We start from the raw sequence: 13,845 nt of genomic DNA on the forward strand, positions 1-13,845 counted from the left end.
ACGTGGACGCTCGCGAGCGCATCTTCAAGTATCAGGGCCTGGGCAACGACTTCGTCATCCTGGACCGCCGTCGCACCGGCGTGGACATCGACGCCGCCACGTCACGGTGGATGTGCGACCGGCGCCTGGGCATCGGCGCGGACGGGGTGCTCTCCATCCTCCCTTCGCAGCACGCCGTGGCCCGCATGGTGGTGCACAACGCCGACGGCAGCATCGCGGAGATGTGCGGCAACGGCCTGCGCTGCGCCGTGAAGTACCTGGTGGACCACACCGACGACAACCCCGGCCGCATCGACGTGGAGACGGGCGCGGGCGTGCTCTCCTGCATCCCCGGCTATGGCGACGGCGGCGTCATCGGCGTGGACATCTCCATGGGCCCCGCGCGCCTCGTCGCGCCCAACCTGCCCTCGGGCGCCACCGGCAAGCCCTTCCTCGACCTGCCCCTGCCGGGCCACCCGGACCTGCGCGGCTCCGCGGTGAGCATGGGCAACCCGCACCTCGTCCTCCTGGACCAGCCCCTCGAGGACGCCCCCCGCCTGGGCCCCACCCTCGAAGTCCACCCGTCCTTCCCCGACCGCACCAACGTGGAGTTCGTGCGCGTGGAAACGGATGGCCTCACGGTAGTGGTCTGGGAGCGGGGCTGCGGGCTGACGCAGGCGTGCGGCACCGGGGCCTGTGCGTCGGCGGTGGCGGCCGTGCTGGCGAAGAGGCTGCCCCCGGACGCCTGGCTGCGCGTCACGCTGCCGGGCGGAGACCTGCGCATCCGAGTGCCCGCCGACCTGTCCGACATCCGCCTCCGTGGCCCCGTGGCCTTCGTGTTCGAGGGCGTTGTCGCGCTTCCTTCCCCCCGGTAACCTCCCGCGTTCCTCCCCCCTCGCCCCCAGGTCAAAACGCGCCGTGGCCGGACCCATCCTCGTCGTCGATGACGACCTGTTCTTCCGACAAGTCGCCAGCGACATGCTCACCCGCAACGGGCACCGCGTGGTGGCCGTGGAGAACGCGACGCTCGCGCTCGTGGAGGCGGCCCGCACGCCCTTCGACCTCGTCATCACCGACGTGGTGATGCCCGGCGTGGACGGCTTCGCGCTCACCGCGCGCCTGCGCGAGAGAGATCCCGACCAGGAGATCATCCTCGTCAGCCAGCACACGGAGGTGCGTGGCTCGGAGATGGCGCTGCGCTCCGGCGCCGCGGACTGCCTGACGAAGCCGGTGGTCGAAACCGACATGCTGCTGGCGGTGGACCGCGCCCTGCAACGCGCCGACCTCCGCCGCGAGCGCGCGCAATTGCGCGACGAGAATCTCGAGTTCGCCCGCTTCCACAACCTGCACCAGCGCTGCCTGGAGCTGCTGTCCCATCCGGATTTGGAGTGGCTGCAGGAGCGCATCATCGCGGAGCTGGGCGCCGTCTGTGACGCGCAGAGCGCCGCGCTGTGGGTGATGGACGACCGGGGTGACCTGGTGCTGCGCGCGTACCGGGGGCTGCTCGACAAGCAGTTCCTCGCCGAGAAGATGAATCCCGAGGGGCCGCTGGCCGGCCGCCTGCGTGAGGCCCTGCCGTGGCTCGCGCGCGACGAGCGCTCCGCGGTGATGTACGTGCCGCTGCTGGCCTCCGGGGAAATCGTCGGCCTGGCGCAGCTGTCGGACCCGCTCGCCGGGGACTTCCGCTCCGAGCACTCGCGCGACGCCAAGGTGCTCGCGGACTTCGCCGCGGTGGGTGTGAAGAACGGCCGGCGGATGCTCGCGCTCCAGCGGTTGGGCCTGCGAGATCGCGAGACGGCGGCGTACAACCTCAGCTACTTCACCGACTACGCCTCCAAGGAAATCTACAAGGCGCGCCGCTACGGGCGGACGTTCTCGCTGCTGACCTTCTCCATCGACAACCTGCCGCTGGTGCGCGTGCGCCAGGGTGCGGCGGACGCGAAGAAGGCGGTGCGCGGCATCATCCGGGCGCTGAGCAAGATCATTCGCGACTCGGACGTCATCGCGAAGGCGAGCGACCAGGAGTTCTACCTCCTGCTGCCGGAGACGGACTTCTTCGGCGCGCTGATGTTCGTGCGCCGCGCGGTGGCGGCGGTGCGCGAGGAGCCCGAGGTGCAGGACGTGGAGCAGCGCCTGCCGCTGGCCCTCGTCGGCGGGGCGAGCACCTTCCCCAAGGACGGGGAGGACTTCGACGAGCTGGTCCACCGCTGCCGCCGCCGCATGGACGAGCGGCGCGCGTCCCTGCAGCGCCGGCTGATGCTGGACGGGCTGCCCTTCTGGGACGAGGTGGACCTGCTTCTGGGCACGCCGACGAGCCCCCGGCTGCCGGTGGACGAGCGCTCCGAGCCGAGCCGCCGCGGCAAGGTCTCCGACGTGCTCTTCGACGAATTGCAGGCGGAGATTGCCCGCGAGCTGATGCGAGACCCGGGCTCGCGCGGCATCCTCTACGTGGGCGGGCCGGAGATTCGCACGGACCTGCCCATCGCCGCGGGGCTGGAGTCGGCGCCGCCGGACATGGCGTCGCGCATCTACCTGCTGGGCCGCCGCGTGGACCTGGAGTCACACCCCGCGCTGACGCCCGTGTTCCTGGAGGGTGATGACCGCGTGACGCGGCACGAGTTCATCCTCTGGCTCTCGGAGAACGCCGCGTACGCGCTCATCCAGCGGCGCGGGCTCGGGGCGACCTGGGGCTTCCATACCTCGGACACCGCGGTGGTGGACGGGCTCATCTCCAAGCTGCAGGCCGAGTACGACCTGCAGCCCTACTGAGACGAAGGGCAATTCCCGTGGCCCAGGTCCGGAAGATTCTCATCGCCGACCCCGACCTCGAGTCCGTGCGCTCGCTGTCGCGCGCGCTGCGCACCAAGGGCTACCAGGTGCACTACGCGCCGGACGGCTCGCGCGCGCTGGAAGTGGCCGTGCTGCGCCACCCCGACCTCACGCTGTTCGACGAGGGCTGCCGGCTGCTGGACGCGCGGACCTTCATCCAGATTCTGCGCACCAACCCGCGTACCGAAGACATCCCGGTGGTGCTCACCACCTCCAGCTTCGACTCGGACCGGCAGCGCGGCCTGCGCGACGGCTACCTGCGCAAGCCCTTCAACCTGGACGAGGTGCTCAGCCGCATCGAGCACATCTTCCGGCGCAGCGAGGCCGCCAAGGACCTCAAGAGCGAGCAGCAGGAAATCGAAGGCTCGCTCAGTCAGCTCAGCATCCCGGACCTGATGCAGCTGCTGGGCATGAACAAGCGCAGCGGCCGGCTGGCGCTGGAGCGCGGCAACGACCGGGGCGAAATCTTCGTCGTCGATGGCCGCCCCGTGAATGCGAAGCTGGGGCGCGTGGAAGGGGAGAAGGCGCTGTTCCGACTGCTCGCGTGGGCGGATGGCACCTTCACCTTCTCACCGGGGACGAACGCGGCGCGGCCCCGCATCAACCGCGGCATGGACGACTCGCTGCTGGAGGGCATGCGGCAGTCGGACGAGGTGAACCGGCTGATGCCGGGCCTGCCGCCGCGCCACACACGGCTGATGCTGGCGCCGGACGTGGACCTGTCGCAGGACCAGCACCCGGTGACGGCGCAGGTGGTGGGCCTGCTGCGCCAGCCGCGCGCGCTGGGCGAGGTGCTGGACCTGGCGCCGGCCACGGACCTGGAAGTGCTGAGCGTGTTGTCCGCGCTGATGCAGCGGGGCGTGGCGCGGGCGGTGGACTCGGACGGCTCGGAAACCAACGCCGGCGAGCTGCTGGGCGCGGCGGAGGTGCACGCGCTGCGCGGTCGCATCCTCCGGACGCGCACGGCGCCGGCGAAGGTGGCCACCGCGAAGGTGTTCGTCTGCGGCAGCGGCGCGGCGGCGGCGCGTCGGATTCTCGCGAGGCTGCCGGGGCTGGAGGCGCTGTCGGCCGAGCCCACCGCCGTGAAGAGCGGCTTCGGCACGTTGGGCCGGCTGGTGCTCAGCGAGGTGCTGCGCCTGGACTTCTGCGTGCTGCCGCCCGCGGAGGCGGCCCGTCCCCTGTGGAGGCCCTTCACGGCGGGCGCGGTGGGCGCGCTGCTGCTCGACGTGTCCGAGCCGGCCGTGCGCCTGGCGCACTACCTCTCGTGGGAGGTGCGCATGCCCGTGGTGGTGGTGGGAGCGGAGGTGCCCGTGCCGCTGCAAGGGGCGCCCGCGGGCGCGCTGGGCGTGAATGACGACCTGTCCGAGGCGCTGCGTGCGCTGCTCGTCCAGGCGCTCAACCCGGCGCCCACGCTGCCTGGGGTGACGCAGGCGCAGCGGCTCACCGCCTCCGCGGTGTAGCCGCCGCTCATCACCAGTAGCGGCGCGGAGGCGGCGCGGGAGGCGGAGGCGCCGCGGGCAGGGGCTCGAGCATGCCGAGCTTCAGCAGCCGCTCGACGGCCACTTTGACTTCCTTCGCCGTGGTGCCGCAGCCATCGAGGTTGCGCGTCGCTTCCGCGACGGTGCGCTCTCCCGCGGCGAACTCCACGAGGTAGAGCCCGTCATCGGGGGGAAGTCCGAGCGAGGTCCCCCACGAAGCCCGGGCCGCGTCGAACTGGGCGCGCCCGGTGCCGTTCTTCGCCGCTTCAATCATGGCCGCATACGACGCCGCGGCCTCGCTGCCCTTGGGCGACAGGCGGAACTTCTGCGCGCGTCCGTACCGAACCTTCTCCGTCTCTTCACTCATACCGCACCCTCGATGACGGGCTGCCCCATCCGCTTGAGCCAGCGCACGTGGCTCTTCAATGCCGCACCCACGCTCGTGTTCACCCGGTAGTGGACGCCGTGCTTGCGGCAGGTGTCCTCCACGATGCGCGAGAGCGCCGGGTAGTGCAGGTGACACACGCGCGGGAAGAGGTGGTGCTCCACCTGGAAGTTGAGTCCGCCCAGATACCAGCTCACCAGCCAATTGCCCCGCGCGAAGTCCACCGTGGACCCGATCTGATGGGTCGCCCAGTCGTGGGGGATGGAGTGGCTGTGCTGCGGCACCTCGGTGAAGACGGCTTCTTCCACGCAGTGCGCGAGCTGGAACACGGTGGCCAGCGTCAGCCCGAGCACGAAGGCGGTGAGCGCGTAGGCGAGCGCCACCTGCCAGAGCGGATGGAGGAGCAACGGCACCACCAGCGTCCAGCCGTAGAAGAGGGCCTTGCCGACGAGCACCCCGGCGAGCTTGCGCCCCGAGGGGCGCGGCATCTTCTGCCGGCCGACGCGGCCGGTGACCAGGTCCTTGAAGTCGTCGATGAAGTGCCACTTCACCGACAGCAGCCCGTAGAGCACCCAGATGTAGAGGTGCTGGAAGCGATGGGCCGCGTGCAGCTTCTGGCCCGGGGCAATCCGGCACAGCGGCTGGATGTCGATGTCCTCGTCCAGGCCGACGACGTTGGGATGGCTGTGGTGGAAGATGTTGTGCTTCCAGCCCCACACGTAGGAGGAGCCGCCAACGATATCCAGCGTCCATCCGAGCAGCCGGTTGACGCTCCGTCGCGATGAATAGCTGCCGTGGTTGGCGTCATGCTGGATGCTGAAGCCGATGCCGGCGGTGGCCAGCCCGAGCGACACGCACCCGGCCACGACACCCCACACGTTGGTCGCACCGAAGACGAGCCAGGCGTACGAGGCGCCGAACCAGCCGAGGATGACCGCGGTCTTCAGGTACATTCCCGGCAGGTCCCGGGCGGAGCGACCGCTTGCTTCCAGGTACTGCTCCACCCGCGCCTTGAGGTCCTGATGGAAGGGCCCCGACTCCAGGAACTTCGCCTTGGTTGCTTGCGACAACGTTCACCCGCTCTCACGCCGCCAACGCCACCACCGCTGGAGCGGGAGGCCGCGCCGGGAGAATCCCCGCGCGGCCCTCGCCTGCCTGGTGCCGAAGTACTTCGTAACACACCAGGCGGCACGGCTGTTCCGCTAGAAGACCACCGTCCACCCGGGACGGGCCTGCGCCTTCACGTACGAGACACCGTCGATCTTCAGGCCCTGGGCATCCAGGAGCGAGATGAGGCCGCCGTTGTTCGACAGCTCCAGCGGCTTGCTCACGGGTAGCAGCCGCGTGGCGCCCGGCGGCAGGTCTCCGCTCAAAGGCTGCTTGTGCTTGTTCTTGTCCACGAGCGCCCACCCGTCGAGCGACACCGGGTCGGGCGAGGTGTTGAGCAGGGTGATGGTCTCCCGCTCGGGCGTGCGCGTGTCGTTGACGAGCGCGGCGATGATGCGCACGGCGCCGTCGTGCGTGACGGGGATGGTTCCGTCGAGGGTGTGGCCCGTCCTGTCGTCGGTGTGCCACGACTGCGACTGGAACTTGAGGAAGATGCCCACCCACTGCTGCGTCGCGGGGAGGTGGATGAGCACGCCGCCGTCCTGATAGACGCCATCCTGTTCGGCGAAGGACGGGTCGTTGCCCTGGTTCATGTGGATGTCGTGGATGCCTCGGCCGGGCTTGAAGTGGAAATACTTGTCTTCAATCTTCGGCTCGGGGCCCCAGGGCTCGCCGAAGGCATAGACCTGGGCCTGCGCGTCCCGCACCGCGCGCTGGAAGTAGTGGTCCAGCTTGTCGTTCAAGTCATTGTCCGGCCCGGGGACGTTGGGCGGCAGGGGCGTCATGCCTTCGCGGTTGAAGAGGTTGCCGCGGATGAAGTCGAGCGCCAGCCCGCCCGCGCTGCTGGGAACGGGCGTGAAGCCGGGAGGCAGCGCTTCGAGGGCCTCGGCGAGAGGATGCTGGAAGTGCTCGTCGACGAGGTACTGAAGGTCCGAGGGCGGGAGCTTCGAGCTGACGTTGACCGCGATGCGGTAGTGCACCCCCTCGGCAACGATTCGCACCTGGTAGTGGGGGCTCGGTCCCGTGCCCAGCTTCATCTCGGTGGCCGAGCCCTTCAAGACTCCATATTGCTTCAGCGGCATGTGCGGTCCCTCCTGTTCCTCGGGAGGGAGTGGACCGGGAGCGGATGTGATGCCGGTACCCGGGGCTAGCCCAGCAGCCAGCCCATCGCTTCCGGGAGCCGCCGCTGCCAGTCCCGCTCGTGGTGCTGGCCCCCGGGTTCGAGCACCAGGCGCAATTCGTGGTCCGCGTAGCCCAGGTGCTGGAGGTGGCGGTGGAAGTTCCGCGTGGCCTCGCCGTAGCGCATGACGTAGCCCACGGGGTCCACCGTCTCGTCGGTGCCCGCGTCCAGGTAGATACGCGACCACCTGCGCGTGTGGGCGGTCCACTCGCCGAAGAGCCGGTCCCAGCTCCACATCACGGAAGGGGACAGCGCGCCGATGCGGCCGAAGAGGTCCGGGTACCGCCAGCCGAGGTACAGCGACATCAGGCCGCCGAGCGACGCGCCCATGAGGCCCGTCCACTCGGGCCCCTGGCGCGTGCGGTAGACGCCGTCGACCCAGGGCTTGAGCGTGTTGACGAGGAAGCGGACGAAGGGCTCGCCGCGGGCGGAGATGTCGCCGCGCGGCTCGGGCCAGGGGGAGTACTCGGCGAGCCTGTCGTGCGTGGAGTCCACCGCGACGATGAGCCATGGGCCGATGCGGCCCTCGGAGACCAGGCGCTCCAGCGTGTGGTTCGCGCACCAGGTGTCGAAGAGCGCGGACTCCGGGTGGGCGAAGACGTTCTGCCCGTCGTGCATGTAGAGCACGGGGAAGCGCTGGTCTGGCTCGGCGTCGTACGCATCCGGCGTGAAGATGCGCACGGTGCGGGTGCGCCCCTCCTGGGGAGAGGCGAAGTCTCGGATGATGTGGACGTGTCCCATGGGCTCGCGGCGCGGAAGATAGATGGCGCCCCCGCGCCTCGCCAGTCCGGCCCATCGCGCGGTGTTCACCTGAGACGTCCGCCACGTGCCGGATATCACCTCGAACGGGCCGTCGCGCATGATTGCGAAGGCCGACAGACACGCCTCTCCGATGAACAGAGACCGTGCGCTATTGGCTCGACGGAGGTATCAAGGCCCGACGCATGCCCACGAAGCAGCCGCTCCCCGCCGACATGTCGACGCCCCCTGGCCGGGACCAGGGACGGCAGACTCCGTCCGTGCGCGGTGTGCCGGCGCTGACGGTGGTGGCCCACCCGCAGCTCCAGCGCGTCGGAGACCAGTTGTTGCTGGAGTCGCTGGTCACCGACGGCAGGCCCGTGCCGCTGTCCCGCAATGCTCCGGACTTCGCGCGCCCCGGGGGCCTGCTGTCCATGCCCCTCGGGGACCCGTTCATCAGCCGCACGCCCATCCAGCTCGAGCCCGGGCTGCGCGGCGGCGTGCGGTTGCAGGTGCCCGAGGATGCGACGCAGGTGCGCGTGGCCTGGGAGCCCGTCACCGGTGGCCGCGACTTCTCTCCCGAGGAGCTCGCCCTCGGTGTGCCGCTGGTGCTCGCCGACCGCGTGGTGCTGCTGCTCCACCGGACGTCGCCCACGCAGGCCACGGGGCCTGAGGACCTGGGCATCGTGGGGCAGGGGGAGGGCATCCGCCAGGTGCGCGACGACATCGCCCGCGTCGCCGACCTGAACGTCCCCGTGCTCATCCGCGGAGAGACGGGCACGGGCAAGGAACTGGTGGCGCGCGCCATCCACGAGCGGGGCCCGCGCCGCGCCGGGCCCTTCGTCAGCGTCAACCTGGGCGCGCTGGCGAAGGAGCTCGCCGCCGCCGAGCTGTTCGGCGCGCAGCGCGGCGCGTACACCGGCGCCACGAAAGATCGCGAGGGCTTCGTCCGCTCCGCGCACGGAGGAACGCTCTTCCTCGACGAGGTGGGCGAGGCCCCCCCCGAGGTGCAGGTCGCCCTGCTGCGCGTGCTGGAGACGGGCGAGGTCTTCCCCGTGGGCGGCCACGAGCCCGTCCGCGTCGACGTGCGGCTCGTCTCCGCCACCGACGCCGACCTGGAGGCGCGCATCCAGGAGCGCCTCTTCAAGGCCCCGCTGCTGCACCGGCTCGCCGGCTTCGAAATCCAGATGCCCCCGCTGCGCACGCGCCGCGAGGACATCGGCCCGCTCTTCCTGCACTTCGCCCGGCAGGAGCTGGAAGCCACGGGCGAGGCCGGACGGCTGTCGTCCTCGGAGCCTCGGACCCAGCCCTGGCTGCCCGCGGCGCTGGCCGTGCGGCTGGTGCGCTACGCGTGGCCCGGCAACGTGCGGCAGTTGCGCAATGTCGCGCGGCAGCTCGTCATCGGCAGTCGGGGAACGCCGCGCCTGCGCGCCGACCCGCGTCTGGAGCAGACGCTCGACGCCGACGTCCTGCCCGTGCCCGGCAGTCCCGTGGACGCGCCCACGCCCCCCGCCGCCTCGGACACCCCCGAGGTGAAGGCCTCGCGGCGCAAGCCCGCGGAAGTGGCGGAGCAGGAACTGCTGGAGGCCCTGCGCGCCTGCTCGTGGGACCTCAAGGCCACCGCGGACTGGCTGGGCATTCCCCGTCCGTCCGTCTACGTGCTCATCGACAAGAGCTCGCTGATTCGCACCGCACGGGACTTGAGCGCGGAGGAAATCACCCGCTGCTTCCACGAGTGCGGGGGAGACCTGGACCAGATGGTGCAGCGACTGGAGGTCTCCAAGCGCGCCCTCCAGCGCCGCGTGCGCGAGCTGGGCCTGGACGCGTGACGCGTCAACGCCGGGCCTGACGCACTGGATGACGTGTCCACCGGGCTGCCTCGCGGCCGCGTCGCCGTGGCTCCCGAGGGAAGCGTCGCTGGTACACTGCCTGCAATCTCGCGGTGACAACGTCCTTCAGCCCCCGAAAGGGGAGGAGCCACGGCCCATGGGCAGCATCACAATCCACATCCGACGCGACGAGGATATCCGCTACACGCCCGGTCCCCTCGTCTGGCGCGGCGACGCGGTGACATTCAAGCTCGAAGACGTCCCCTATGCGGCGGAGGTGCGGTTCCCAGACGGAACCTGCCTCTCCATCCCGGGGCCCTACGAGCTGGATGGCAACTCGCTGCTGCTGTCGTCGTCCCTGCAGACCGTCGCCTCGAACGCCGCCCCGGGGCCGTACCCCTTCACGGTGACCATCTTCGACGGCGCCACCAGCCGCAAGGTGGGCGGGCAGCATGAGGTGAAGAAGGGCGGCATCGACGTGTCGACGGAGCCGCCGACCGACCCCGACAAGAAGTAGCGGTGTCGGTCAGGGCGTGGGAGGGCCCGCCAGCCGCTCCGGTGACGGAGGGAGCAGGCCCTGCCACGCGGGCACGAGGTGCGGGTTGTGGGCCAGGGCCCCCTCCAGGTCCTCCCGCGCCTCGTCGCTCCACGCCTGCCGTTGTTCGGCGGGCGCGCTCGTCCGGGCCAGTGCCAGCAGCACGCTGGCGCGCAGCACCCGCGCCCGTGCCCAGCGGGGCCGCGCGGCCAGCACGTGCCCGGCCAGCTCCAGGCCTCGCTGCAACGCCGGAGTCGAATCTCCGCCCTGGCGCTCCTTCCACTCCGCCCACTGGCGATGGAAGTGCCCGGCGGCCAGCCGGTACTCCAACTGCGCGGGAGCCAGCTCCAGCGCCTGTCGGAAGGCCGCTTCCGCCTCCTCGAAGTCCGCGTCCCGGGCCGAGCCTTGCCGGGCCAGCCACCGGGCCCGCACGGCACGCGCCTCGCCGAGGTACCGCCACGCGCTGCCCAGGCGCGGGTTCAGGGCACGCGCGCGCGCCAGCGCCTCCTCGGCGCGGGCCACGTCGCGCCGCGGGTCTCCTCCACGCTCCTGCGCCCACGTGGCATTCACGCCGTGCGCCCGCGCGAGGTTGGCCCAGAGGTCGGCATCGTCGGGCATCAGCTCGAGCGCGTGCTCGTAGGCCTCCACGGCCGCGCGGACGCTCGCCCCCGGGTCTTCGCGCTGGGCGAGCTGGAACGTGGCGCGCATGGCCCAGACCTCACCCAGGTTGTTGTAGCCGTAGGCCTGCTGCGGGGCCACCGTCCGCGCCTGCTCGAAGGCCCGCTGGGACGCGGCGAGCAGGGGCTCGGGGTCGCCGCCGTCCTCCCAGCGCAGCTCCGCCTGCGACAGCAGCGTCGAGCCCAGCCCGTTGTGCAGCTGTGGAAGCTTCGCGTTGACGGTCAGCCCCTGGCGGTAGAGCGCCTGCGCCTTCTCCAGGTCCGGGCCGGGGTCCTCGCCCCGGTCCAGGTGCCAGCGCGCGAGCTGTTCGGAGACGTCCGCGCCCTGGAAGCAGGCCGCGATGTTGCGTGGGTTGAGGGCCAGGGCCCGCTCGAGCGCCTCCCGCGCCCGCGTCAGGTCGCCCGGCGCATCCGGCGCGCGAGGATGCGCGGCCCGCTTGCCCAGGGCACTGCCCAGGTTGATCCACGCATCCGGATATTGCTCTCGCAGGCGGATGGCCGCGCGGTACTCCTCGATGGCCCGGTCCTGATGGGCGAGCGGGTCCTCTCCGTGCTCGGCCTCGTAGTCGGCCCACACCTGGTACGTCAGGCCGAGGTTGATGTGGAAGGCGTAGTCACGCTCCTCGGGGAGGAGGCGCTCGAAGGCCTCGATGGACAGCCGGAGCTGCTCGCGAGGGTCCTGTCCCTGCCGCTGCCGGTGTCGCGCCCAGACCCGGTACGTCAGGGCCAGCTCCAGCGGCACGCGGGCTCCGGGAGTCGCCACCGCCTGCGCGGCGCTCGCGGCGTCGATGCCCTTCTGCAACAGCGGCTCCACGTCCGGGTTCCCCTTCAGGATGCGCTGCTCCGCGAGCCGGCGGTGGAACCTCGCCATCCCCATCAGCGCGCGGACGTCGTCTGGCGCGGCCGCGAGTGCACGCGACATGGACTCCAGCCCACGCTCGTAGGGAGGCAGGACGTTGCCTTCGCCATACTGCTCCATGACGAGCGCGGCCAGCTCCAGCCGTCCCTGCGCGTAGTGCGCGGCGGGCAGGCTGTCGGCGATGGTGATGGCGGTGGCGTAGGCCCGGCGCCCGGCGTCCAGGTCCACCTGCGAGCCGGCGCGGTCGCCCGTGTTCCAGCGCTGCGTGGCCCGGGCGAGGAAGACGTCGCCGCGCAGCAGCGGCGCCTCGTAGAACCACGGCTGCGCGCGGCCCATCGCGTCCAGGTGCGCCAGCGCCTCCTCGTAGCGGTCCTCGTAGAAGGCGAACAACGCCCGCACGTAGAGGGGTGGAGCGGGGACGTCGGGCCCCTCGGCCTGGCGGAGGTACACGAGCGCCGGGTCCCTGTAGCGCTGCTCCAGCTCGCGGCGGCGGGCCTCGCGCGCCTCGGGGGTGCGGCGCTCCACGTCCAAGAGGAGCTGCTCGCGGTACTGCTCTCCCAGCACCCACGCCAGCGCCCAGGCCACCCGCGGCTCGCGGTAGCCGAGCGCCCACGCGGACTCGAGCCGCTTGCGCGCGCCATCCCGGTCATCCAGCACGAGCAGCGCGCGCCCCAGCGCGTACTGGCCGGGCCCCTGCGCCTGCGGCCCCGCCTCCCGCACCTCGTCCTCCAGCGCGTCCATGCTCGCGCGCAGCGCCTGCCGGTCCTCGCGCGTGTCGTGCAGCGGTGAGAGCGCGGAGTAGCGCGCCGAGGCTTCGATTCGCTCCACGCGCTCCGTGAAGCGGCGGGCCAGCCGCTCGCGCTCGGCGACTTCACTTCGCGCCAGCACCGCCTGCCCCAGGGCCAGCGTCACCACCGTCAGCGCGGCGGCGCCCAGCGCCAGCGCCACCCGGTGCTTGCGGGCCTTCTTGCGCAGCGTGTAGCCGAGGCCGCGGCGCGCCAGCACCGGCTCGCCCTCGAGGAAGCGGCCCAGGTCCTCCGCCAGCGCGCGCGCCGAGTCGTAGCGGGCCGGCCGCTCCTTCTCCAGGCACTTGAGGACGATGGCCTCCAGGTCCTCGGGGATGTCCGCGTCCACCGCGCGCGGCGGCTTGGGCTCCTCCGTCTGGAGGCGCGTGAGGACCTCTGCTTCCGTGTCGCCGGGGAAGGGCGGCTTCCCGGTGAGCAGCAGGTACAGCGTGGCGCCCAGGGCGTAGACGTCCACGCGCCGGTCCAACCGGGACACCTCGCCCCGGGCCTGCTCCGGCGCCATGTAGTGCGGCGTGCCCAGCACCTGGTGCGCGGCTCCGCCCTCGTCCCGTCCCTCGCGCGCCAGGCCGAAGTCCATGACGAAGGGCGACAGGCCCCCGTCCTCGGTGCGCTCCACCACGATGTTGCCGGGCTTGATGTCGCGGTGGATGAGGCCGGCGCGGTGGGCCGCGTGCACGCCCTCGGCGGCCTGGCGCAGCACCAGCACCTTCTGCTCCAGCGTGAGCGTGCTCGCGAGCTGCCCCAGCGTCCGGCCGTCCACGTACCGCATGGCGATGTAGCCGCGGCCGCTCACCTCGCCGACCTCGTACACCTCGCACACGCGCTCGTGCCGCACGCGCGCCTGGGCGCGGGCCTCGGACAGGAAGCGCCGGGCCTGCTCCGGGTGCGCGCCGCGCACGAACTTCAGCGCCACGTTGCGCCGCAGCATCGGGTCATACGCCAGGAACACCTGCCCCATGCCGCCCTGGCCGAGGAAGCGCACCGGCTGGTAGCGCTCCCACTCCGGCACTGGGAAGTCGGGCAGCCCGGCCGCGCCGACCGCCACCACCTCGCCAGGGGCTCCGGGGGTGGGCGGTGTCAGCGTGTCGGCCTCCTCGGGCTGTACGCCGCCGCTGTCCGTGTCCCCCCCGTCCGCGCGCGCCCGGGGGGTCAGCTCCTCGCGCAGCAGGTGCAGGGTGTCCTCCGTGAGGCGGCCCCGCTCTCTCAGCAGCTGCAGGGGGCCGCGTTCAAGGCGGAGTGCCTCTTCGCGCAGGGCGGCGGCCTCCTCATGGGAGACCAGCCCTTCATCCAGCGCGAGGAGCAGCTCCTCCTCCAGCAACTCGTTTTCACGGCCTACCGCATGCACCGGGGCAGCATACGGGCTGGCCCCGGTGCGGCCGGAGGCCCGCCGGAAGGTCCTCGGGCCCAGGGGGAGGTAGGGCCCGGTGAGGGGAGGTGGACCTT

The 13,845-nt window shown here is 71.6% G+C and carries 10 protein-coding genes; 5 read left to right on the forward strand and 5 right to left on the reverse strand.

The window, feature by feature from the left end; all coding sequences use genetic code 11:
- Positions 1-2: 2 nt before the first annotated feature.
- The 3 genes from dapF to G4D86_RS41535 are packed head-to-tail and all read left to right on the forward strand — an operon-like array spanning position 3 to position 4,268.
- A complete protein-coding gene (dapF, locus tag G4D86_RS41525) occupies positions 3-854 on the forward strand; it encodes a diaminopimelate epimerase (RefSeq protein ID WP_163999961.1) in 852 nt (283 codons plus the stop codon).
- A gap of 43 nt (positions 855-897) precedes the next feature.
- Positions 898-2,748, forward strand: coding sequence for a GGDEF domain-containing response regulator (locus tag G4D86_RS41530; RefSeq protein ID WP_163999963.1), 1,851 nt, complete (start codon positions 898-900; stop codon positions 2,746-2,748).
- A gap of 17 nt (positions 2,749-2,765) precedes the next feature.
- Complete coding sequence (locus G4D86_RS41535) at positions 2,766-4,268, forward strand: DUF4388 domain-containing protein (RefSeq protein ID WP_163999965.1); 1,503 nt, start codon at positions 2,766-2,768, stop codon at positions 4,266-4,268.
- A 10-nt stretch (positions 4,269-4,278) separates the two neighbouring features.
- On the opposite strand, the gene G4D86_RS41540 is transcribed toward G4D86_RS41535, so the two are convergent.
- The 4 genes from G4D86_RS41540 to G4D86_RS41555 all read right to left on the reverse strand — a co-directional run bounded on the left by G4D86_RS41540 (position 4,279) and on the right by G4D86_RS41555 (position 7,699).
- Complete coding sequence (locus G4D86_RS41540; RefSeq protein WP_163999967.1) at positions 4,279-4,653, reverse strand: hypothetical protein; 375 nt, start codon at positions 4,651-4,653, stop codon at positions 4,279-4,281.
- Positions 4,650-5,741: a fatty acid desaturase family protein gene (locus tag G4D86_RS41545; protein ID WP_240360779.1), complete on the reverse strand. Its 1,092-nt coding sequence runs from the start codon at positions 5,739-5,741 to the stop codon at positions 4,650-4,652. The genes G4D86_RS41540 and G4D86_RS41545 overlap by 4 nt, the downstream gene beginning before the upstream one ends.
- Positions 5,742-5,873: 132 nt before the next feature.
- The gene (locus G4D86_RS41550) at positions 5,874-6,860 is read right to left on the reverse strand and encodes a DUF2278 family protein (protein ID WP_163999968.1); all 987 of its coding nucleotides are present in this window, start codon (positions 6,858-6,860) and stop codon (positions 5,874-5,876) included.
- A 65-nt stretch (positions 6,861-6,925) separates the two neighbouring features.
- On the reverse strand, positions 6,926-7,699 hold the full coding sequence (locus G4D86_RS41555; RefSeq protein WP_164000013.1) for an alpha/beta hydrolase: 774 nt from the start codon (positions 7,697-7,699) through the stop codon (positions 6,926-6,928).
- Between the two features lie 203 nt (positions 7,700-7,902).
- Between G4D86_RS41555 and G4D86_RS41560 the strand changes: the two genes are divergently transcribed.
- Entirely contained in the window at positions 7,903-9,525 is a 1,623-nt protein-coding gene (locus G4D86_RS41560; RefSeq protein ID WP_240360780.1) for a sigma 54-interacting transcriptional regulator, read from the forward strand.
- A gap of 157 nt (positions 9,526-9,682) precedes the next feature.
- Entirely contained in the window at positions 9,683-10,042 is a 360-nt protein-coding gene (locus tag G4D86_RS41565; RefSeq protein ID WP_163999970.1) for a hypothetical protein, read from the forward strand.
- A gap of 9 nt (positions 10,043-10,051) precedes the next feature.
- On the opposite strand, the gene G4D86_RS41570 is transcribed toward G4D86_RS41565, so the two are convergent.
- Positions 10,052-13,747 carry a serine/threonine-protein kinase gene (locus G4D86_RS41570; protein WP_163999972.1) on the reverse strand — a complete coding sequence of 1,232 codons (3,696 nt, stop codon included), beginning with the start codon at positions 13,745-13,747 and terminating at the stop codon, positions 10,052-10,054.
- Between the last annotated feature and the right edge of the window lie 98 nt (positions 13,748-13,845).

Source organism: Pyxidicoccus caerfyrddinensis (assembly GCF_010894405.1).
Lineage (GTDB): Bacteria > Myxococcota > Myxococcia > Myxococcales > Myxococcaceae > Myxococcus > Myxococcus caerfyrddinensis.